Here is a 20,309-nt window from a genome sequence, read left to right as displayed (position 1 = left end):
CATTTGACATAGAACCTATAAAACCCCTCTCAAAAGTCTAAATCTGAGAGGGGTTTTCAACTGAGATTTCACCATCCAGCATCTTCATTTTCTTAGTTAGTTTTTCCAATGCCATATCAATATCTTGTTTTTGTTTTTGCAATTTTTTCTGATGATCACGAAAGATTCGTGTTCTTTCTTCTAATGTGTTATCTCCCTTCATATGAAGTTGTGCCACATGCCTTAATGTTTCTATAGACATTCCTGTTGCACGCATACAACCTATTAATTCCAGCCAGAATAAATCTTCCTCTTTAAACATCCTGTAACCATTTTCATCACGCTTAATAAATGGCAAAAGCCCTTCATTGTCATAATATCGAATTGTTGATACCGGAACTTCTACTTTTTCAGAAGCCTTTTTGATTGTCAGCATATTTTTTAAGCTCCTTGTTCTTCATTTTTCTCTTGTACGTAATTTCGGGGAGGGGGGTGATAAAAAGTAATGGTGTGACAAAGTTCAGTCATTCGTTTCCCGAAAACACAACTTCGCTGGTACTATTTCAAATTGAAAATATTATTTGAGATTTTGAGTGGTATTGCCGTTTCTTATTAAATTTCCTCCAGTAATTGTATGATGCATCTGTTTATTTTATGTCAATATGTAATATCCCTTATTCAAAAAACTGGTTCAATTGTTAGATAAAGAACGATGATTATAGTTTGAGCTTACTTAAACTAAGTGTATCATATGCTTCTGTATTGAAGCTAGGTCAATATTTTGGATACAAAGCACAAATAAGTTAAGTTTATATATATTCTTTGAATTTGATTGATATAAACTGGTAGAACTTAACATGAATCCTCTACGGGCATGATTTTCTGGACAGGAAGCCAGTGATTTTAAAACCGTGTTGGCACGTCATAAGAGGTTAATTCAACAGCACGAGCATATAAATTTTCCTTTTCTTGGGGTATTTTATCCCCAACACTACCGTGAATTCTATTACAATTATAATGTTATAATCCTCAACCTATAATAAAAAATCAATAAACGCTTCTTAAAATCAGATGTTAAAAATATTTTCACGCAGGTACAACTTTGTAATTAGCTTTGTTAAGTATTTGGTCTTATTTTGACTATGAGAGTTATTTATAATGTAGATAGGGCATAATACAAAGCATTATATTATGTTTTTAGGTGGTGTTATGTGTTGAATCAAAGAATTATAGCTTTGCTAAATCAATTAATTCATTCAGATGATTACTTGGCTGTAAATGAACTTGCAGATAGATTTAATGTATCTCGGAGCACGATTTATAATGATATAGCTAGATATGAATGAATTATTCCGAATTGAAGAAGATGAGGAATAGACAAAAATATTGAAACAGCACGTATTCTGAATAATTTAGAGTACGTGCTATTAGTAATTTTATTAGAATTTAGTTTTATCCACTAAAGTTTCACAGTTTGATCATAAAAATTTCTTTTTTTCTAATCAATTCAGAAATGCAATATGCTATACTGTTGTTATAAAATGTTATATTTTGATGAAAGGTGTGATAGTTTGTTGAAATCAAAAAGACAAGAGCAAATATATCAAATGATTCAGGAAGAAGGTCATGTGAAAATTCGAGATTTAAGCGAAAAATTTGAAGTATCGGAAATGACCATCCATCGTGATTTAAAGTTACTAATGGAACAGGGTTTGGTTAAAAAAATCTTTGGCGGTGTTCAATTACAGGAGGTTTCTAATAAGATACAACAAAAGCAATGTACATACTGTCATAAACCAATAAGTAATGAGGGCAAACTTACCTATCAACTTATCCTTTCCGCCAATCGAATTGAAAGAACCTGTTGTGCTCATTGTGGTATTTTGAGGCATAAACAATTGGGAGAAGTTGTCTTGCAGGCTTTGTGTCATGATTTTATGACAAATACCACAATAAGCGCCACAACTGCCTGGTTTGTGATGGATACCTCACTCCAAATGGGATGTTGTGAGCCTCAAGTGTTGACTTTTGGAAATAAAGATCATGCAGAAAAATTTGTAAAGGGGTTTGAAGGAACCGTACTTCGTTTTGAAGAAGCTGCTGAAAGAGTGACAGAAGCAATGCAGGCCAGCTGTTGTTCCAAACAAAAGTAAAGAAGATAAGCAAGAGATATGGAATTGTATAAAAATCATGATTAATTTAGTAAATGATATTTTCAGAGGCACTCTAAGACTTTGCTTATTTTGAAGGAGACAAGGAGTTATAACCAAACTTTAGAAAGAAGGAGCCAAATGAAATTAAACAATTATAACAGGTTTTGGAGGATGCATTTTTATGCTGCGCTTTTTATTACACCATTGTTAATTACGTTGACACTAAGCGGTATCGGCTATTTATTTTATACAAATGCAGAGAATGCTTTATATGACGATTTGTTTTTTGGTGACAGTGGCAAAGAAGAGACATTCACGTTGGAAGAAGGAATATCCGAAGTAAATAATACCTATGAAGACTATACAGTATCAAAGGTAATTATGTTGGACGAACCTTATAATAAAAGGTTAACCTTAACAGGTAATACTGGAGATGAAAAATATGTTTTTTTGGATGATAATAATCAGATAGTCGGGGATCAAAAGGCGGAATTCACATACTCCAATGTACTTCGGAATCTACATAGTTCTCTATTTATTGGAGGAACATTGGTAAACTATCTAATGGAATTAGCTGCATGCTGGGCTATTTTTTTATTGTTATCTGGTATTTATTTAACCTTTAAGGGAAAAGCACTTCAAGTAAGAAATACCCAGAATAGACGGCAGAATAATAAAAGAAATCATGCTCTTATCGGTTTAATTATAACTATACCAATGGTAATAATTATTTTCACTGGTCTGCCTTGGTCTGCATTTATGGGAAGCCAAATTAATAAACTAGGAGAAAGCTATCCTGATTTAGGAAATACAGAGATGAGATACAATCCCCCTACATCCGATGTAAATGAAATACCATGGGCAACCAGAAGTCAACAAGAACCAATTTCTGAACAACATGAAGATCATAGAGGGCATGCAGGACATCATGAATCAGGAGCAAGAACACCTAATGATATTTCTAATCAATTGTCTGTTGAAGAAATTAGTAATAGAGCTGATGAAGAAGGAATAAGTAGACCATATTCTATCATTTATCCAACAGATGAGCTAGGTGTATTTACCGTTTCTAAAGGAAGCAATTCTGGTATCACTGGTCTGGATGTTTCCCCTTATGAAGAAACAACGAATTATTTCGACCAATACACAGGTGATTTGCTTGGAAAAGTAGATTATCAAAATTATGGGGTTATTGGTAAATGGTTTACCTGGGGAATTCCATTACATGAGGGACACTTATTTGGCTGGCCAAATAAAATTATTAATTTGGCTGTTTGTCTTGGCTTTTTAACACTTATTTTACTGGGATTCATGACGTGGCTGAATCGCAAGAAAAAAGGCAGCTTGTCTGCTCCAATCAAAGTATCTAAAAAACTTTCTATTGGTTTTGTCAGTTTAATGGTGATTTTAGGTTTAATCATGCCACTTTTCGGTATTTCGCTTATTTTGGTCCTTATATTAGAATTACTTCTAAATCTCATGGACAAGCGAAAAAAGGAATTTTCCTAATTTAAGGATTCAGAATCTAAATAGAGTAGCTGAATTTTGTTTCTTGTAATTAAAACATTGATACTGCTCAACAATAAACGTCTATAAATTATATTTATTACGTCACTGAAACCCTGAGGATTTGTTTCAGTGACAGAGAATTATCAGGAGGTTGCTAGTATTGAAGAAAGATTTGAAACGTAAATAGATAACCTATTTGGCGCTGGCATATGTACGTAGGGATTATTATAGCGCCATTTTTAATGATTCATGCCATTACAGGTTCTGTTTATTTATTCAAGCCGCAGGTTGAAAAATTTTTATATGATGATTACTATACTGTAGCTGATCAGGGAGAAAAACCTATCCATTCGAAAGTGGTAGATACTGTAAAGGAAGAATGCCCTAATTCAGATGTAAACAATTATTGGCCATGTGATGCTGCTGACCGTTCCGCCGAAGTAAAAATTAATGATTGGTGGCCACGAAAAATGCGTATGGCAGGAGTACTTTATCCACGGTTAAAATCACGAAAAAGAACCTTTATACGTGATCTTCATGTTGTACCAGGATTTTGATTGTCACTGGCAATTATTTTTTTGTTTTCACCGGATTGTTGTGGACAGGAAATTGAGGTACAACCTTTCAAACATGGACTACGAATGCGGGCGTCGGTTATCCACCAAGTATTTGGATGGGCAGCGCCCCTAGTTCAGATGTAAAAATAAAAGATATTGCGGATGTGCTATGGGCCGCGGAAACAATAGAAGTGCTACATTGAATCAAAGAGATTATCTACTCTCAAACAGAAGATGGCGTATATACATTTCTGTCTTCCCTCCAAAAGCAAAAGATGAAGCAACAATGCATATTGATCAGTATAGTGGGGAGATTTTAGCAGATTATCTGTATGATAATTACGAACCGTTAGGTAAATTGATGTCTTGGGGAATCACTGTTCATAAAGGATTGGAATATGGGTTAGCTAATCAGTTTATTGGGCTGTTTGTATGTTTAGGAATCATGGGATTAATCATTGAAGGGTTAATTCTCTGGTGGGAACGTAAACTAGAAGGACATTTCGTGCACCAAAATTAATAAGTATTTTAAAATTACGTGGCATATTGATAATATTAATCGTCTTTGCAAACATTTTTCCGCTATTTGGACTATCGGTTCTGGTAATCTTTTACTTGACTGGTTTGTCATCCGGCAAATCCCGAAACTCAGAAAATGGTTCTATGGTTCCTCTGAAAAAGGAGGAGAGATTTCATGATAAAAAGAATCAGTGTAGGATTGTTTGGCGTTACAATGTCCATAATATTAATAGGTTGTTCTTTTCAAGCAGTAGATGAAGGTGTCACAGAGAAATATTATAAGAAAGAACCTTTAGAAATCAATGTACAAATACCTCAAAATATTGTTAAAGAAGAGAATACAAAGTTGGAAATTGAGCTATCAGAAAGTGGGAAAGCATTAACCGATGTAGATGAAATATTTGCAGAAATAGGGGAGAAAGATTCTGAGAAGGTACTGGAGCCGTCTGTTTGAAAAAACATTAAATAACAGATATGAGATAGAGACGTTTTTTGAAAAGGATGGGGTATACAATATAAAAATACATGCAAGATACAACAATTCAAACGTTATGCTAACAAAACAATTTATTGTAGAAGATTATAAGGAAGTAGAGGATGTTGACGAGCCAGAAGATTCACATGAGGACATGAGCATCATCACTAAATAATAAAGTATGTTGCTTTTTTAAATTTTAATAGATAATTGTTAAATAAGCGACATTATTGAATATAAAAGGGCACTGTTATAAGTGTTTTTTTATATTCATAATATATCAGCAGATTCTTTGTATTACTAAGCAATGATTTTAATAAAATCAACGTTTATTTGGTTTACCACTACAGAAAAATATTCAAGAGGTAGAAACTACTTTTAATAAAAAGCACAATCTGATGTTAATTAGATTGTGCTAAATTTATGTCTGAAATTATTTTAAAGATTTTATTTGGAACCACTAGCAATATCTATTCAAATACTAACAATACTACACTTTACATTTTAAATCTGTTAAAACATAACATTATCACTATTTAATCCCAAGTTTGATCGGTATATGCATTTCCATCAGATATGAAGCTAAAAATACAGCTGTTGCTGCAATTTCTTCCGGCCTTACAAAATGAGGTAGAGCTAATTCTACTTTTTTACTGTTTCTAAACTCTTTACACATCATTTTGATACATGTATAAACCGATATGGTAGCAACACTTAAAATGAAAATCGAGAAAAACATAGATACCAGCCCCGATGCTTTTTTTAGGTTTAAATTACGACAAAACTTCTAAAACGAATGGGGATTTCACATAATCCTTGAGATAAACATCGTGGCAATACCAAAGTAAATAAGCAAGGATAGAATGTCATTAATTGTTGTGATCAGCGGTCCTGAAGCAACGGCAGGATCTGCTTTACACTTATAAAGAATCAGCGGAATAATCGTTCCGGCGAGCGTTCCGATAATCAACGTAGCCAAGAGTGAAACACCAACGACAAATCCAAGCATCAAGCTTCCTCTCCATATATAAGCGACAATTGCAATGATAATCGCGCAAGTAAGCCCAATGATAATTCCTACCAATAGTTCTCTCCATAAAAGCTTAGTAGCTTTTTTAAAATCGAGTTTTTCTGATACAAGTCCGCGAACGACAACAGCAAGTGATTGTGTGCCAGTATTTCCAGTCATTCCTGCAATCATTGGCATGAAAAAAGCTAGGGCGACTACTGCTTCTAATGTTTCTTCAAAACTTTCAATGATTCCCCCAGAAATCAATCCAATAAATAATAATAAGATAAGCCATGGAAGCCTTTTTCCAGCTGCTATGAGCGGACGGGTATGGAAATCAATTTCTTTTCCAGATGCTGTAAGTTTTCCTATATCTTCATCAGCCTCCTGATGAATGACATCAATAATATCTTCTACATGAATAATTCCCATCAATTGTTTCCATTTATTCACGACGGGAATCGAAACAAGGTCTTTATCCCTGAAAACTTTGGCTGCTTCTTCTTGGTCCAAATTTGCTGGGAAATAAATAAGATTCTTTTTCATAATATCCGCAAGTTCCTCCGTATCGCTTGCGGCTAATAATTCACGTACCGATAATACACCTGTTAACTGTTGATCTTCATCAATCATATAGACATAATGAATATTCCTTTTTCCTTGTACCTGTTCTCTTAAATGAAGAATAGCTTGCTCTACTGTACAAGTTTCTTGTAAAGCAACGTACCCTTGTTTCATTAACGTTCCAGTTGTTTCGTGTTCATAAATGCTGTGATTCATATTGAGAACCTCCTTTTAAAGATGCTCTCCCCAAGGTGAGGGGATTTTCTTTTCAATTTTTGTGCATAACCTACTCTCAAAGGGGTCAGTCATCCCCCCCACCTCCTTTCGTCTTAGAAACGAAATCCTCACAAGTTTTTTTACCCGAACAACGAGAAAACATCCCTCTCCACAAAGAAGGATGTTTAACATTTGCGACTGCATAATGCAGATCACTCAAGCGTCACCACACAAAGTGCGTATAAAGCCTAAGTCATTTTATAATGAATAAACCTCCTTCGCAGAGCTTTAGCACTATGTGGCGTAGGAAATATATCCAGCTACATTAAAAACCACCTTAAGTCGATGGTTCCTGTTGACCCATTGGAGTCTTTCGACATTTCTGGGCAGCAGCATTTCTCCACATAGGAGCCTCACCTAGCGAGGAATTCGTATATGATTATCCTCATCTAGTGTAGAAGCCATCAAAACAATTGTCAAATCTTTTTATCTCAGAGATAAGTCAGTACATTAAAAATAACCAGAGATATGATCCCGTCCACTGGTTATTTGAATGTCATTATTTAAAATTTTAAAGCATTTCCCTTCAGTCAAGTCACTCTTATAGATGCTGCTAATAACTCCCACTCCTTCATTTTAAAACAGGTATCAGACTAAAATTGCAGTTCTCTCTAATCCATTTTCCGCACACTAAAATTAGATTTAATTATATTTACTTCGATATTTTAAAGGTGTTATTTTGTATATATCCTTAAAAGCAGCTCCAAATTTACTTTGACTTTTATATCCCACTGCCGAAGCGATTTCCCCAATACTTTCTTGAGTTTTAAGTAACATAGAAGCCGCTTTTTTGATACGATACGCTTTCATATACTCCCCAATAGAAACACCGTATACTCCTTTAAAAGCAGTCTTTAATGTAGTAGGACTGATGTGATATTGTCTTGCTAGTTCATCAATCGTAAATCTCTGTTCAAATTGTTCCGTCATCATCTTTTTAATCTGTTTGATAATGTCAACTTCTTGCCGGACAAAAAAATTGTTCTGCTGCTCTTTAGCTGTATCAAAATAATAAAGGTAAATTAAAATTTCCAGAACCTTCAGCCCGTAATAGGTATCTCTAGCCTCAACTGGTATAGAATACATACCTTTAAAGATATGTTGAATATTCTCTTTTGCTTGTATAAAAAAGCATTCATCGTTTTCAAAAAAGCGGTTAACAAGACCCCGTACATCAATTTCCATGTCGGGGAGATGCTCCGATAGTTGACCTGTAAACTTATCCAGATCAATCGTAACGTTTATACCTTTATAGTATTCTAAGGGGAATTCAATACAATTACTGTGATTCCTCATCGTATTCATAAACAAATCACCTTCCCCTATGTATTGCAAACATCCATCCTTCATTTTACATTCAGCACGTCCTTCAAGGCAGTGATTTAACTCTAAAATATTCATGTTCAGATGAGCTGTTGGTACAAAAGCGCTGGTCTGAAAATTAAAGATGGTTACCTCAACTCCAGGGAGTACAGAATGAACAGACGCGGTTCCTTGTCCCTTACTTGGATTCAACTGATAAACAACATGTTGATTATTTTGTATTAAATTCATATCAGCATTGATATGGAAAAAAGAACTGTTCATGATATTTATACCTCCTTAAATATTAATTTTTTCTTATGAGAATACGATGTACGTTGTTGATTACAAAATGAAAACTGCTTTAATTTTTATACCTATCCATTAAATAAACATTTCTACAGTTCTTATAAATTTGTTCCAATCAGCCATAATTCTAGCCCTATCGGTCTTTCCTTTCCAAATATGTAGAGAATGAAAGATAAAGTCATTATACTAGAATTTAGATACAATCAAATGATTGCTTGATTGTTTTATAGTTTGATTGTATAAAAAATAATAAAAAGGAGCAATTACTTTATGAAGAAAACTTATAAACTACTAGATGTGGACTGTGGCAATTGTGCGGCGAAAATTGAACATGGTATTAGCAAGCTAGATGAAGTTACCGATGTAAAGGTCAATTTCATGGGTCAAAGAATGATTCTTGAGGCGCCAGATGATAAATTCGATGCAGTATTTAAACAAGCCAAGAAGATTATAAAGAAAATTGATTCGGGGGTGTCGATAGAAACTTAAGTTGTTAAATTTTCACGTCCATTCAATACAAAACGAAATACAATGTTTGAGTCAGTAGCAGTTTTACAGTTATAACGGTTGCTGACTCAAATATAAGGAGGATACAAACATGTCCAAAAAAGAAAAGAGAAGATTGCTACGTATCCTTATTGCATCTGCAGGTTTTGTAGCAGCATTTATCTCTAATTTAGATGGTCTTTCCGAATTTCTAGTATTTTTTATCCCCTATCTCATCGTTGGAGGAGACATACTCTGGAAAGCAGCAAGAAATATCATTCGAGGACAGGTCTTTGACGAAAACTTCCTAATGTCAATAGCTACGATTGGAGCTTTCTGTCTTGGAGAATATCCTGAGGGTATTGCTGTTATGTTGTTTTTCCAAGTAGGTGAGTTATTTCAATCCTATGCAGTTTCAAGATCACGCAGGTCAATATCCGAACTGATGGATATTCGACCCGACCATGCTAATGTGCTTAGAAATGGAGAAATGATACAGGTTGACCCGGAAGAGGTACAAATTAATGAGAGTATTGTAGTGAAACCTGGAGAGCGAATCCCTCTGGATGGAATAATAACAGATGGCTTCTCTACAATAGATACTTCAGCACTAACAGGTGAGTCTGCTCCACGAGATGCGCAAAAAGGAGAAGAAGTAATCAGTGGTTGTATTAACCAAACTGGTAAATTGACCGTTCAAGTAAACAAGGAATACGGCCAGTCTACAGTAGCAAAAATACTCGAATTGGTTGAAAATGCATCTGATAAAAAGAGCAAAAGTGAAAATTTCATTACAAAATTTGCCCGATACTATACCCCGTTTGTTTTTTTTGCCGCACTAATTCTAGCAATTATTCCGCCGCTTGTCATGGGGCAACCGTTTGACATCTGGATTGAAAGAGCTCTAATCTTCCTTGTCATTTCTTGTCCTTGTGCCTTAGTTATTTCGGTACCACTCAGCTTTTTTGGCGGAATCGGTGGGGCATCCAAATCTGGCGTTTTGGTGAAGGGATCCAATTATCTTGAGGCTTTGGCCAACACAGAAATGGTCGTATTTGATAAGACTGGTACACTAACAAAAGGTAATTTCATTGTCAGTGAAATATATTCTAAAAAAATGTCCAATCAAGAGTTATTGGAATTGGCAGCGTATGCGGAGGATTATTCTAACCACCCCATCGCTCAAAGTATCAAACAGGCATTTGGAAAAACGATTGATTCTTCCCGTATTAAGGATATCGAAGAAGTCGCTGGTCATGGAGTGAAATCAGTAATTGACGGAAAAGTTGTGTTTGCGGGTAATGCCAAACTTATGAAACGAGAACACATTTCCTACAATGAAAGAAAACTTGTTGGAACTGCAGTTCATATTGCTGTTAACAATGAATACATGGGATATATCCTTGTTGAAGACGAAATTAAACAGGACGCTCCACATGCAATAACAGCTCTGAAATCCGCAGGAATCACGCAAACTGTCATGCTAACTGGGGATGCAGATTCGGTAGGGAAAAAGGTTGCAACTAAGCTCAAACTAGATAAAGTATATACGGAGCTGTTGCCTGCAGATAAGGTTGAATACGTGGAAGAGTTAATGAAGCAAAAAAACGAAAAAAGAAGTCTAGCCTTTGTAGGTGATGGCATCAATGACGCTCCTGTTCTTGCACGTGCAGATATCGGTATTGCTATGGGGGGATTGGGTTCAGATGCAGCTATTGAAGCTGCAGATGTTGTAATTATGACCGATGAGCCGTCCAAAATTGCTACAGTGATGAAGATAAGCAAAAAGACACTCCGTATCGCTAAACAAAACATTGTTTTTGCATTGGGTGTTAAAGGGATTGTATTGATTATGGGAGCTATAGGCATGGCAACAATGTGGGCAGCTGTATTTGCTGATGTCGGAGTATCCGTTTTAGCAATTCTAAATGCAATACGAGCACTCAACATAAAAAAATTCAACACGCCAGTACAGTTTTCTCAAAATCAAGAGGAAGGAAATCGAAAAGGAATAGTAGCATAGTGTAATGGGAGTATTAAATGGAAATTCTGCAGGTAATACTCCCATTTTTATCATTAATCTAAAGGCCTTTCAAGGGACAACTCATATCAAAATAATCATCAATCATTTGATGAACTAGACGAGCTTTTTCGCTATCAGCAAGAGAATAGTAAACTTCTTTACCAACACGTCTACTTTTAATTAAACCATGGAGTTTTAAAGATTTTAAATGATGAGAAATCGAAGCGGGGCTCATGTCAAGTGCAGCTGAGATATTATGTCCACACTCTTCACAATGACAGAGTAACCAAAGTATTCGAAGGCGGGAACCATCACAAAGCTGTTGAAATACAGCAGCTCCCTCCAAAAAAAATTGAACATCGGGCATTTGTTCTAAAATATGGCTCAAATTTTTACTGTGATCATGAAGTATTTCTTTATTGTTTATCTTCGTCACCCCATTAATCAAACAATTATTTTATTAAACAATCTTTTCATTAAAAGTTTAGGTGTTCCTCAGCCCCTTGTCAAGGAGATGTTTTTGGCAGTTTATTTTAATCATCATAACGCTTATGACAACCTTAAATTGATTGTTAAAAATATGATCGTATAATGGTTTACTTTTTAGTGAAACTTTATATTTTTGGATGATATCATCAAGTCAAAAGTAGCCATTTTTTATTATGTTCCATATTTCTTTATCATATTAAAAAAGATAGATATTTGAATTATTCAAGAGGCCTTTCTGAAAGATTAATGGAAAAAATCATTAGAAAGGATGTGAAAGACATGTATAAACTAGTTTTAATAAGACACGGAGAAAGTGAATGGAACAAAGCAAATTTTTTTACAGGTTGGGGCGACAGTAGTTTTACTCAATCCTTGAAGCGCACCATAATGGCGTTCGTTAAGCTGCCAAGCTTTATATACAGGGATCCATAGCAAGTCCATTTCTTCAAGCACATAATCTAGTGTTTTAATGGCACGTTTTAAATATGAAGTGTAAGCGACATCAAAAGCAAATTGTGCTTCCTTAAGTAATCTACCTGCATTTTGTGCTTCTTCAATCCCTTTATCCGACAAGTCAATATCTGTCCGTTATGTAGAAGAACAAGTTAAATTATGGCGTAGAAGTTATAACGAATTGCCACCTGCTTTGACTAAAGACGATAAACGGTATCCAATCTATGATGCTAAATATCGTGATATTGATGACGAATTTATTCCCTTAACAGAAAGCCTCAAGGAAACAGCAATACGTGTTAAATATTACTGGAATCGAGAAATTAAAACACAGATAAAAAAAGGTAATAATGTACTTATTGTTGCACATGGTAATAGTCTGCGGGCATTGCTTAAATTTTTGGATAATCTGACTCCTGGGGAGATCATTGATCTGGATATACCAACTGGCGCTCCGCTAGTATATATGCTTGATAAACAGTTGCATCCTGTAGATAAATACTATCTTTGAAGCAGAGTTATAATAGAAGAAATTGCTCTGCAAGATGGTTAAAGCAAATCAATTTTTGATTTGGCGAAGTAATTGCAGTCTCTTAAAAATATTGATTATATTAAATTTAATAATAAGGTTTTATCTCTCCAACTTAATATTAAGTTGGAATTTTTATTTTAAAAAAGTATCTCCTATATATTTGTTACATCAATTCTAAGCTTTATCAATATTAGAAAAAAATGTGATAAAGCATAGTTCATGGATGTCGAGAAGCTTCTTTCCTATCCGTGCCAATATGTATCTACATAATTGTAGCTATTTCACACAAAGTTTTGCAAATTTTGTATGCTACTTTTTACACGATAAATGGGATGTTCATCCGTTTCTTTGTATTCGCTCAATATATACTAGCATCCAGTATTTGGTGTTTTTAAATTTTTGCTCATTAAGATTCAGCTACAACTGTTTTGTGATAACGCCCGTCTGTCAACAATACGTTACGACGGGTACCACTCACTGTTTATTTCCCCTTCCGTATACCTGGTTCATTGTTATCTACTAATTGGAAAGCACCAGTAAGTACACAATGAATGCCGTATTCGAAACGATCATCGAAGCTATCTTCGTACATGGAAGTTAGTACTCGAGAAAACGCTGGATACTCGTCTGTAGCAAGTGTTTTCTGTAACTTCGAGTCGGAATAAGCGACTGAGTCTCCCTGTTCTTCTTGTACGAGTCCAAATGTGAAGTAAGCCAACGTCCAAAATATGCGAACAGCTTCCCTATGGGGAAGGTGAAGTTGGAGCAGTGCCGATATGATTGCATCTCCAATCCGCAACGTGTTTGTTTCGTACACGGTTGTACCAGTCACCAGCTTAGCGCCATCACGGTGTGTCAAAAGAACGGATCGAAGACGTCGTAAAATTTCCTTAGTACGTTCTTCTGGTTGCTCAGGCAACTCATCAAGGGACAGCTCGGAAAAAATCGTATCGGCCATCAATTCAATCAGGCGGGATTTCGTCTTGACCTGCCAGGACACTGTGTTTAAATAAACACCAAGCCGTTTGGCTACAGCGCGCAGTGTGACCGCTTCAAGCCCAGATTCGTTCAAAATATTGAGTGCAGCCTGAATGACGTCGGATTGAGTGGTACGAGTAGAACCCATAAGTTGTCATCCTCTCTAGGAACTATGATATTTTCTATCCAAAATTGGCGTAAATAGCCAATAATCTGAGGTCATTATATCATAAAATGGATTGTTGTACAGTGACACAGGAGTCAAGAAAATTTTAAAATAAAAATTCATTTAAGATTTTTCCTACTTCAAATTGTACTAGAGTCATTCTATAAATATGTATGTCTATAGTCGATCATCTGGAAACTTATTGCTTATAAATTAATCACTAATTAGAGCTGTTTTATTGGTCAGTGACCATATTTTAATTGACTCTTGGTCATTGAACAAGTATAATTTTAACTGAAAAACACTCCATCAATATGAATAGTATATTTGTGGAGAGAAAGGAGCTCAAAATGAAGCTAATGACTCAAAAAATAAAGAGGAAACAATTGTTAAGGCACTTTAGCGGGAGGAAAATAAAATGAAGCTATCGAATACATCGACGCGAATTGCTTTATTTTCCAAAGTAGCTCCTCTAGGAAAAGCGCTTTCTCCAGTTACAAAGCCGCTACTAGGAGCTACGTTGATTGAACTGCTTTCAGCGGTATTTGCAGTGCTACCTTATGTGCTGATTGTGCAGGTCGGTAACGAGTTGCTGTCTCCCGCACCAAATGCAGGGCTAGTTTGGACACTGGTTCTATCGGCAGTGGCCTGTCTTGTGTTACATGCTGCTCTATCGATGGTGGCCCTTACAGTGACGCACTTGACCGACGGCACACACCAGTGGAGATTGCGACGGGAATTGGTGGCTAAACTCGGTCGATTACCATTAGGGTGGTTCTCCGTGAACAATGCTGGTCAGGTAAAGAAAATGCTACAGGACGATACACATGCAATCCATTACGTGATCGCTCATTCCGTTCTCGACCTTGTCTCAGGACTTGCCGTTCCACTCTTGAGTTTTATTTATTTGTTCACGGTTGATTGGCGTCTCGCGATTATTGCGTTGGCACCTCCACTTACGTATTTTATTATCTTTGGTGTTGTCACCTCGCGTTCTTCCGGTGTGACAAGGGGTATCGGAGAAATTTCAGGAAGGCTATCCGGCAGGGTGATCGAGGTGCTCGAAGGGATTCAAGTCATACGGGCTTTTGGTCAGACTGGAAAGGCTCACCGACGCTATAGCAATACCGTAGATGAGTACATCTCTCGAACGGTTGATTGGCTATTGCCGTTGTCAAAGTTGCAGGCAGCAATCAGTGTCTTGCTTCAACCGATTACCTTCTTACTACTTATCCTGATGGTCGGAACAGGTTTTATTGCCACTGGTCGGATGGAGCCATTGACAATTTTGCCGTTTTTACTACTTGCACTCACCATGGGTAATCCGGTTCTTCGTCTCGGTAATGGGATGTCTTCATTGATGGAGGCGATGGAAGCCGCCCAACGGCTAGAGAATACGCGTGGTTTGTCAGAGATTGAGGAGCCAATGAATCCTCAAACCCCTGACGCCGGTCAACTCGATGTGGAATGTAAGAACGTTGTATTTAGTTACAAAGAGGGACACCGTGCAGTGGATCATGTCAGTTTTGTCATGCTTCCTGGCACGATAACTGCTTTGGTTGGTCCCTCAGGTTCGGGGAAGTCGACGATTGCGAAGCTGTTGCCCCGCTTTTATGATCCTCAAAGCGGCTCGATTGCGATTGGTGGTGTACCTATCCGGGAGATGGATACATCCGAGTTGTATCGGAAAGTGGGATTTGTATTTCAGGATGTTCGTCTACTGCAAGAGACGATTCGTGACAACATTCGTCTCGGCAACCCTGATGCTAGCGAGGAAGACGTCGTAAGAGTGGCGCGGGCGGCACGCATTCATGATCGAATCAAGCGGCTGCCCCGAGGCTACGACTCTATCGTCGGTGTGGACGCTCGATTATCTGGAGGAGAGGCGCAGAGAATTTCGATAGCACGAGCATTGCTGGCGGATGCACCAATTATAGTGATGGACGAAGCGACCTCAATGATTGATCCCGAGTCTGAAGCGGAGATCCAGCATGCCTTGATATCGCTAATCAAAGGGAGAACGGTGCTAGTTATCGCCCATCGTCTGCATACTATTGTAGGTGCTGATCAGATTCTCGTAGTTGACGATGGAAACATTGTGCAGCGTGGCACGCATGAGGAACTCGTCCCGTCGGACGGTCTGTACAGTCGATTGTGGAAAGCTTATGAACGAACAAAGGAAGGTAGGGGAAAGCAATGATTAAACAGTTATTCCAAATTGTCGGCGAAGACCAGCGTGGACTGTTCCGACGCTTCGTTGCTCTAGTCATTCTGTTTTGTATCGCGCAGGGAGTGTCGTTTCTTCTCCTTCTACCGATTTTGAATGCAATATTTGATCCAGGATCTTCTGATTTGTGGATATGGATTGTCTGTCTTGTTTTCTCCGCAGGGATAGCTATCATTTGCAATTATTTTAGCTCTGTAATCGGTGTGCACCTGTCACTAGGTATCTCGTCTCGACTGTATCATCGGATTGGGGACCATATAGCGACTCTTCCACTCGGCTGGTTCAGTCAGCAACGAACAGGAACCGTCACTCGAACAATCAGTAGTGGTACAGATAATGTGGTGCTCGTATTCGGATTTTTGATGACACCAATGCTTAACGGGATTATCACGCCATCCGTGCTCACGTTAGGTATGCTAATTATCGACTGGAGAATCGGAATCGCCTTCTTAGTAGCTATTCCGTTCCTTTGGGGGATGAACCGACTTGGTCGGCTGTTCTATCGTAAAGGAGATGGTGGTATGGATCGAGCGGCAGCTGCTGCAAACGCCCGCATAATTGAGTATGTCCAAGCCCAGCCTGTGCTCCGTGCTTACGGATACGTCGGTGATGCTAACCAGTCATTACAGAAAGTGTTGCTACAACAACGTCATGCAAGTAACCGACATTTGAAGTCAACAATTCCAGGCTCGATCATCTTCCGTATCGCGGTGCAACTTGTGTTGCTACTTGTCGTGATAGCGATTGTGCCACTGGCTCTCGGTGCTCAGATTTCGCCTGCGACCGCGATCGCACTTATTGCCGTAGTCGCACAGTTTACCTCTTCTGTTTCAACAGTGGCAGATTTGGGAGGCGGCATTCGAATGGCCCGGTCCTCACTGCGCAAGATAGCTGATATTTTAAATGCGAAGCCTTTGCCCGTTCCTGATAAACCAGCACGTCCTAGTTCGCAATACGAAGTGCGGTTAGAGGGGGCCAGTTTCGGCTATGATAGCCATTCTCCCGTTATTCAGAATGTATCGTTTTCGGTTCCGTCTAAGACCACGGTTGCGATAGTAGGTCCTTCTGGCTCTGGCAAGAGCACTCTGATTAAGTTGATTGCCCGATTTTACGACGTTGATTCTGGGCGTATCGATTTCGCCGATAGCGATATCCGAGAGCTTGCTACAGAAGATCTGATGCAGCATATATCTCTCGTGTTTCAAGACGTTTATTTGTTCGATGATACCATATGGGAAAATATCCGCATCGGCAACGAACAAGCAACAGACGAACAGGTGCTACGGGCATCTCGAATCGCGCAGGTTGAGGAGATTATCCGTAGGCTTCCCGCAGGCTGGGATACCAACGTTGGAGAAGGTGGACACAGCTTGTCTGGAGGTGAACGACAGCGAATTTCGATAGCACGTGCAATTTTGAAGAATGCACCAGTTATTTTGCTGGATGAGGCGACGAGCGCAATTGATCCAGAGAATGAAGCAGCATTTCTGGAAGGATTAGCTGAAGTGACCACTGACAAAACGGTGCTTATGGTCGCCCATCGGCTCTCCACGATTCAAGGTGCCGACCAGATCGTGTTTCTGCGCGAAGGAACTGTGACGGAGATAGGTAGCCATGATGAGTTACTCAAGCTCAATGGAGATTACGCCGCTTTTTGGCGGGAGCGAGCCAAGGCTTCTTCATGGAGCATCACCTGATCACTCAATCTTTAAATTGAAATGAGAATAAATATCTTATTCAATTTATTTAAAATAAAGTTTTGGAGGTATGATTTATGTCAAGTACAGTATTAGAAATTAAGAATCTTCATGTATCCATTGAAGACAAAGAGATATTAAAAGGAGTGAATCTAACGGTTAAAAGTGGGGAGTTCCATGCCATCATGGGACCAAATGGTACAGGTAAATCTACATTGGCTTCTGCAATCATGGGACATCCCAATTATGAGGTAACAGAGGGAACTATCACACTTGATGGGGAAGATGTATTAGAAATGGAAGTAGATGAGCGTGCTCGTGCCGGACTGTTTTTAGCAATGCAGTACCCAAGTGAAATCAGCGGTGTAACTACTTCTGACTTCTTACGTTCTGCGATTAATGCAAAACGTGAAGAAGGCGATGAAATCCCTTTGATGAATTTCATCAAAAAATTAGATCGGGATTTAGAATACCTTGATATTGATAAAAATATGGCAACACGTTATCTGAATGTGGGTTTCTCTGGCGGTGAGAAAAAACGTAATGAAATCTTACAATTATTACAATTACATCCAGATATTGCAATTCTGGATGAAATTGATTCAGGATTGGATATCGATGCACTAAAAGTTGTATCAAAAGGAATCAACCAAATGCGTTCGGAGAATTTAGGATGCTTGATTATTACTCACTACCAACGTCTATTAAACTATATTACACCTGATTTTGTACACGTAATGATGCAAGGACGTGTTGTGAAATCCGGTGGACCAGAACTTGCAAAGCGTCTTGAAGCGGAAGGTTATGAGTGGGTCAAAGAAGAATTAGGAATCGAAGACGAAGAAACTACAGAACAAAACGCGTAATGTAAGGAGGGGTAATCATGTATGTAGAGACAAAGCTTCCATTCAATCAAGAATATATTCAAGCAATTTCCAAAGATCGCAATGAACCCGGCTGGATGGCTACGCTTCGTTCAAAAGCTTTGGAAATGGCTAATTCATTAGACATGCCGAAACCAGATAAAACAAAAATTACAAACTGGAATTTTACAGATTTCCAGCATTCCAATAAAGAAGCAGTAAAAATTACTTCTATTGATGAACTGCCTGAAGAGTTAAGAGCATATTTTGATGGTGATGCCAGTATGGAGAATCTGTATATTCAGCGTAATCAAACAGCTGCATATAACAGTCTATCACAGGAGCTTCAGGATAAAGGTGTTATTTTCACAGATATTTTTACAGCAATGAACGAGCACAGTGATCTTGTAGAAAAATATTATATGAATGATGCTGTTGCTGTTGATCAGAACCGTTTAACAGCACTGCATGGAGCACTGATGAATGGCGGTATATTTGTTTATGTACCTAGAAACGTACAGATTAAAGAACCGCTTCAAGCAGTCTTCTGGCAGGAAGATACCGACAGTGCACTATTAAATCATGTGCTTGTTGTAGCAGAAGAAGGCAGCTCGGTCACTTATGTAGAAAACTATATTTCTCATAATGATACGGAAGAAACTGTTGCTAATCTTGTAACAGAAGTATTTGCTCATGATAATGCACAAGTTGCTTATGGTGCAGTAGATAACTTTGCAGAAGGTACAACTACTTATGTGAATCGTCGTGGTGTTGCCAAGCATGATGCAAGAATTGATTGGGCGCTTGGACAAATGAATGATGGAAATACGGTTTCAGAAAACATTACCTACCTGATGGGGGAAAATGCTGCTTCGGACGCAAAAGCAGTATCTGTTGGCCGAGGTAAGCAGACACAAAACTTTACGTCCAGCATTCGCCAGTTCGGAAAAGCAACAGATGGATATATCCTGCAACGTGGCGTCATGAAGGGTTCTGCCTCAACCATTTTTAATGCTATTGGTAAAATTGAACATGGTGCAACAAAAGCAAATTCTGAGCAAGAGTCCCGTGTATTGATGTTAAGTGAAAAATCCCGTGGAGATGCCAATCCAATTCTTCTGATTGATGAAGATGATGTAACAGCAGGTCACGCTGCTTCTGTAGGCCGTGTGGATCCATTGCAAATGTACTATCTTATGAGCAGAGGACTAGAACGTGAAGAAGCAGAACGTTTAGTAATTCATGGTTTCTTAGCTCCAGTGGTGGCTCAACTTCCAATTGAGTCTGTACGTAAACAATTAACACAAGTGATTGAAAGGAAAGTTTATTAATGGATATAAAAGCCATTAAAGAACAATTTCCAACTTTTCACCAGGAAGTAAATGGACATCCCTTAGTTTATTTACATTCCTCTGCAATTCCGCAAAAGCAGATTCAGAGAAGCTGGGAGATATAGGTAGTTTCCGAATTTCCTGGTGGATTAAATATGCGACACTCGCTCGGAAGGCCATGGAAAAGGGTGTACACAACAAATAAGACAGAAGCTTTTATTCTGTCCGAGGGAGGTTATTAACAATGGCAAAAAATATGCCGGAAATAGAAGAGTATAAATATGGATTTCATGATAAAGACGTATCTATTTTCCGTACAGAAAAAGGATTAACGCCAAATATTGTTAAGGAAATTTCGAAAATGAAGGAAGAGCCGCAGTGGATGCTTGACTACCGTCTGAAGGCATTAGAG

At 38.0% G+C, this 20,309-nt stretch carries 17 protein-coding genes, 3 pseudogenes and 1 riboswitch; of the genes and pseudogenes, 14 read left to right on the top strand and 6 right to left on the bottom strand.

Annotation, left to right across the window (positions count from 1 at the left end):
• Positions 1 to 37: 37 nt before the first annotated feature.
• Positions 38 to 415, bottom strand: coding sequence for a MerR family transcriptional regulator (locus OSO01_RS22760; RefSeq protein ID WP_077604197.1), 378 nt, complete (start codon positions 413 to 415; stop codon positions 38 to 40).
• 775 nt (positions 416 to 1,190) lie between these two features.
• Between OSO01_RS22760 and OSO01_RS24155 the strand changes: the two genes are divergently transcribed.
• The 6 genes from OSO01_RS24155 to OSO01_RS22735 all read left to right on the top strand — a co-directional run bounded on the left by OSO01_RS24155 (position 1,191) and on the right by OSO01_RS22735 (position 5,171).
• A complete protein-coding gene (locus OSO01_RS24155) occupies positions 1,191 to 1,325 on the top strand; it encodes a helix-turn-helix domain-containing protein (RefSeq protein WP_077604196.1) in 135 nt (44 codons plus the stop codon).
• 228 nt (positions 1,326 to 1,553) lie between these two features.
• On the top strand, positions 1,554 to 2,132 hold the full coding sequence (locus OSO01_RS22750; protein WP_147212744.1) for a DeoR family transcriptional regulator: 579 nt from the start codon (positions 1,554 to 1,556) through the stop codon (positions 2,130 to 2,132).
• 138 nt (positions 2,133 to 2,270) lie between these two features.
• Entirely contained in the window at positions 2,271 to 3,641 is a 1,371-nt protein-coding gene (locus OSO01_RS22745; protein ID WP_147212743.1) for a PepSY-associated TM helix domain-containing protein, read from the top strand.
• 209 nt (positions 3,642 to 3,850) lie between these two features.
• Positions 3,851 to 4,198: a PepSY domain-containing protein gene (locus OSO01_RS23860; RefSeq protein ID WP_246145295.1), complete on the top strand. Its 348-nt coding sequence runs from the start codon at positions 3,851 to 3,853 to the stop codon at positions 4,196 to 4,198.
• 199 nt (positions 4,199 to 4,397) lie between these two features.
• Positions 4,398 to 4,718, top strand: coding sequence for a PepSY domain-containing protein (locus tag OSO01_RS23855; protein ID WP_246145293.1), 321 nt, complete (start codon positions 4,398 to 4,400; stop codon positions 4,716 to 4,718).
• 174 nt (positions 4,719 to 4,892) lie between these two features.
• Positions 4,893 to 5,171 (top strand): hypothetical protein, encoded by a 279-nt coding sequence (locus OSO01_RS22735; RefSeq protein WP_147212742.1) that lies wholly within the window; start codon positions 4,893 to 4,895, stop codon positions 5,169 to 5,171.
• A gap of 826 nt (positions 5,172 to 5,997) precedes the next feature.
• Here the strand turns inward: OSO01_RS22735 and mgtE are convergent.
• Both mgtE and OSO01_RS22720 read right to left on the bottom strand, forming a co-directional pair.
• On the bottom strand, positions 5,998 to 6,981 hold the full coding sequence (gene mgtE, locus OSO01_RS22725; protein ID WP_077604192.1) for a magnesium transporter: 984 nt from the start codon (positions 6,979 to 6,981) through the stop codon (positions 5,998 to 6,000).
• A 266-nt stretch (positions 6,982 to 7,247) separates the two neighbouring features.
• Positions 7,248 to 7,413, bottom strand: a riboswitch (M-box (ykoK) riboswitch).
• A 270-nt stretch (positions 7,414 to 7,683) separates the two neighbouring features.
• Positions 7,684 to 8,628, bottom strand: a complete 945-nt coding sequence (locus OSO01_RS22720) for a helix-turn-helix domain-containing protein (RefSeq protein WP_147212740.1) — start codon at positions 8,626 to 8,628, stop codon at positions 7,684 to 7,686.
• 294 nt (positions 8,629 to 8,922) lie between these two features.
• Between OSO01_RS22720 and OSO01_RS22710 the strand changes: the two are divergent.
• A pseudogene (locus OSO01_RS22710) lies at positions 8,923 to 11,161 on the top strand (heavy metal translocating P-type ATPase).
• A 58-nt stretch (positions 11,162 to 11,219) separates the two neighbouring features.
• Here the strand turns inward: OSO01_RS22710 and OSO01_RS22705 are convergent.
• Positions 11,220 to 11,597: an ArsR/SmtB family transcription factor gene (locus OSO01_RS22705; RefSeq protein ID WP_246145292.1), complete on the bottom strand. Its 378-nt coding sequence runs from the start codon at positions 11,595 to 11,597 to the stop codon at positions 11,220 to 11,222.
• A gap of 299 nt (positions 11,598 to 11,896) precedes the next feature.
• On the opposite strand from OSO01_RS22705, the gene OSO01_RS24150 reads away from it, so the two are divergent.
• Positions 11,897 to 12,082 carry a histidine phosphatase family protein gene (locus OSO01_RS24150; RefSeq protein WP_368483304.1) on the top strand — a complete coding sequence of 62 codons (186 nt, stop codon included), beginning with the start codon at positions 11,897 to 11,899 and terminating at the stop codon, positions 12,080 to 12,082.
• Here OSO01_RS24150 and OSO01_RS22700 read toward each other — a convergent pair.
• A pseudogene (locus OSO01_RS22700) lies at positions 11,999 to 12,232 on the bottom strand (2,3-bisphosphoglycerate-dependent phosphoglycerate mutase); the annotation flags it as partial. The gene OSO01_RS24150 and the pseudogene OSO01_RS22700 overlap by 84 nt on opposite strands.
• A gap of 52 nt (positions 12,233 to 12,284) precedes the next feature.
• Between OSO01_RS22700 and OSO01_RS22695 the strand changes: the two are divergent.
• Positions 12,285 to 12,614, top strand: coding sequence for a 2,3-bisphosphoglycerate-dependent phosphoglycerate mutase (locus OSO01_RS22695; RefSeq protein WP_246145291.1), 330 nt, complete (start codon positions 12,285 to 12,287; stop codon positions 12,612 to 12,614).
• A gap of 502 nt (positions 12,615 to 13,116) precedes the next feature.
• Here OSO01_RS22695 and OSO01_RS22690 read toward each other — a convergent pair.
• Positions 13,117 to 13,761 carry a TetR/AcrR family transcriptional regulator C-terminal domain-containing protein gene (locus tag OSO01_RS22690; RefSeq protein ID WP_147212737.1) on the bottom strand — a complete coding sequence of 215 codons (645 nt, stop codon included), beginning with the start codon at positions 13,759 to 13,761 and terminating at the stop codon, positions 13,117 to 13,119.
• Positions 13,762 to 14,197: 436 nt separating this feature from the next.
• On the opposite strand from OSO01_RS22690, the gene OSO01_RS22685 reads away from it, so the two are divergent.
• From OSO01_RS22685 to OSO01_RS22665, 5 genes and pseudogenes are all read left to right on the top strand, one after another.
• A complete protein-coding gene (locus OSO01_RS22685) occupies positions 14,198 to 15,979 on the top strand; it encodes an ABC transporter ATP-binding protein (RefSeq protein ID WP_147212736.1) in 1,782 nt (593 codons plus the stop codon).
• Positions 15,976 to 17,703: an ABC transporter ATP-binding protein gene (locus OSO01_RS22680; RefSeq protein WP_147212735.1), complete on the top strand. Its 1,728-nt coding sequence runs from the start codon at positions 15,976 to 15,978 to the stop codon at positions 17,701 to 17,703. The genes OSO01_RS22685 and OSO01_RS22680 overlap by 4 nt, the downstream gene beginning before the upstream one ends.
• A 77-nt stretch (positions 17,704 to 17,780) precedes the next feature.
• Positions 17,781 to 18,569: a Fe-S cluster assembly ATPase SufC gene (gene sufC / locus OSO01_RS22675; RefSeq protein ID WP_147212734.1), complete on the top strand. Its 789-nt coding sequence runs from the start codon at positions 17,781 to 17,783 to the stop codon at positions 18,567 to 18,569.
• A gap of 17 nt (positions 18,570 to 18,586) precedes the next feature.
• Positions 18,587 to 19,897 (top strand): Fe-S cluster assembly protein SufD, encoded by a 1,311-nt coding sequence (sufD, locus tag OSO01_RS22670; protein ID WP_147212733.1) that lies wholly within the window; start codon positions 18,587 to 18,589, stop codon positions 19,895 to 19,897.
• 244 nt (positions 19,898 to 20,141) lie between these two features.
• A pseudogene (locus OSO01_RS22665) lies at positions 20,142 to 20,309 on the top strand (Fe-S cluster assembly protein SufB); the annotation flags it as partial.

The organism is Oceanobacillus sojae, from assembly GCF_007991515.1.
Classification (GTDB): Bacteria; Bacillota; Bacilli; order Bacillales; family Amphibacillaceae; genus Oceanobacillus; species Oceanobacillus sojae.
This window is presented reverse-complemented; position numbering and strand designations above follow the sequence as displayed.

What these genes read in the sequence shown, in the direction of transcription:
- OSO01_RS23860 (WP_246145295.1), top strand. Translation starts at nt 3,851, where the DNA reads ATGTACGTAGGGATTATTATAGCGCCATTTTTAATGATTCATGCCATT.
- sufD (WP_147212733.1), top strand. Translation starts at nt 18,587, where the DNA reads ATGTATGTAGAGACAAAGCTTCCATTCAATCAAGAATATATTCAAGCA.
- OSO01_RS22720 (WP_147212740.1), bottom strand. Translation starts at nt 8,628, where the DNA reads ATGAACAGTTCTTTTTTCCATATCAATGCTGATATGAATTTAATACAA.
- mgtE (WP_077604192.1), bottom strand. Translation starts at nt 6,981, where the DNA reads ATGAATCACAGCATTTATGAACACGAAACAACTGGAACGTTAATGAAA.
- OSO01_RS22680 (WP_147212735.1), top strand. Translation starts at nt 15,976, where the DNA reads ATGATTAAACAGTTATTCCAAATTGTCGGCGAAGACCAGCGTGGACTG.
- OSO01_RS24150 (WP_368483304.1), top strand. Translation starts at nt 11,897, where the DNA reads ATGGAAAAAATCATTAGAAAGGATGTGAAAGACATGTATAAACTAGTT.
- OSO01_RS22745 (WP_147212743.1), top strand. Translation starts at nt 2,271, where the DNA reads ATGAAATTAAACAATTATAACAGGTTTTGGAGGATGCATTTTTATGCT.
- OSO01_RS22685 (WP_147212736.1), top strand. Translation starts at nt 14,198, where the DNA reads ATGAAGCTATCGAATACATCGACGCGAATTGCTTTATTTTCCAAAGTA.
- OSO01_RS22760 (WP_077604197.1), bottom strand. Translation starts at nt 415, where the DNA reads ATGCTGACAATCAAAAAGGCTTCTGAAAAAGTAGAAGTTCCGGTATCA.
- OSO01_RS22735 (WP_147212742.1), top strand. Translation starts at nt 4,893, where the DNA reads ATGATAAAAAGAATCAGTGTAGGATTGTTTGGCGTTACAATGTCCATA.
- OSO01_RS22690 (WP_147212737.1), bottom strand. Translation starts at nt 13,761, where the DNA reads ATGGGTTCTACTCGTACCACTCAATCCGACGTCATTCAGGCTGCACTC.
- sufC (WP_147212734.1), top strand. Translation starts at nt 17,781, where the DNA reads ATGTCAAGTACAGTATTAGAAATTAAGAATCTTCATGTATCCATTGAA.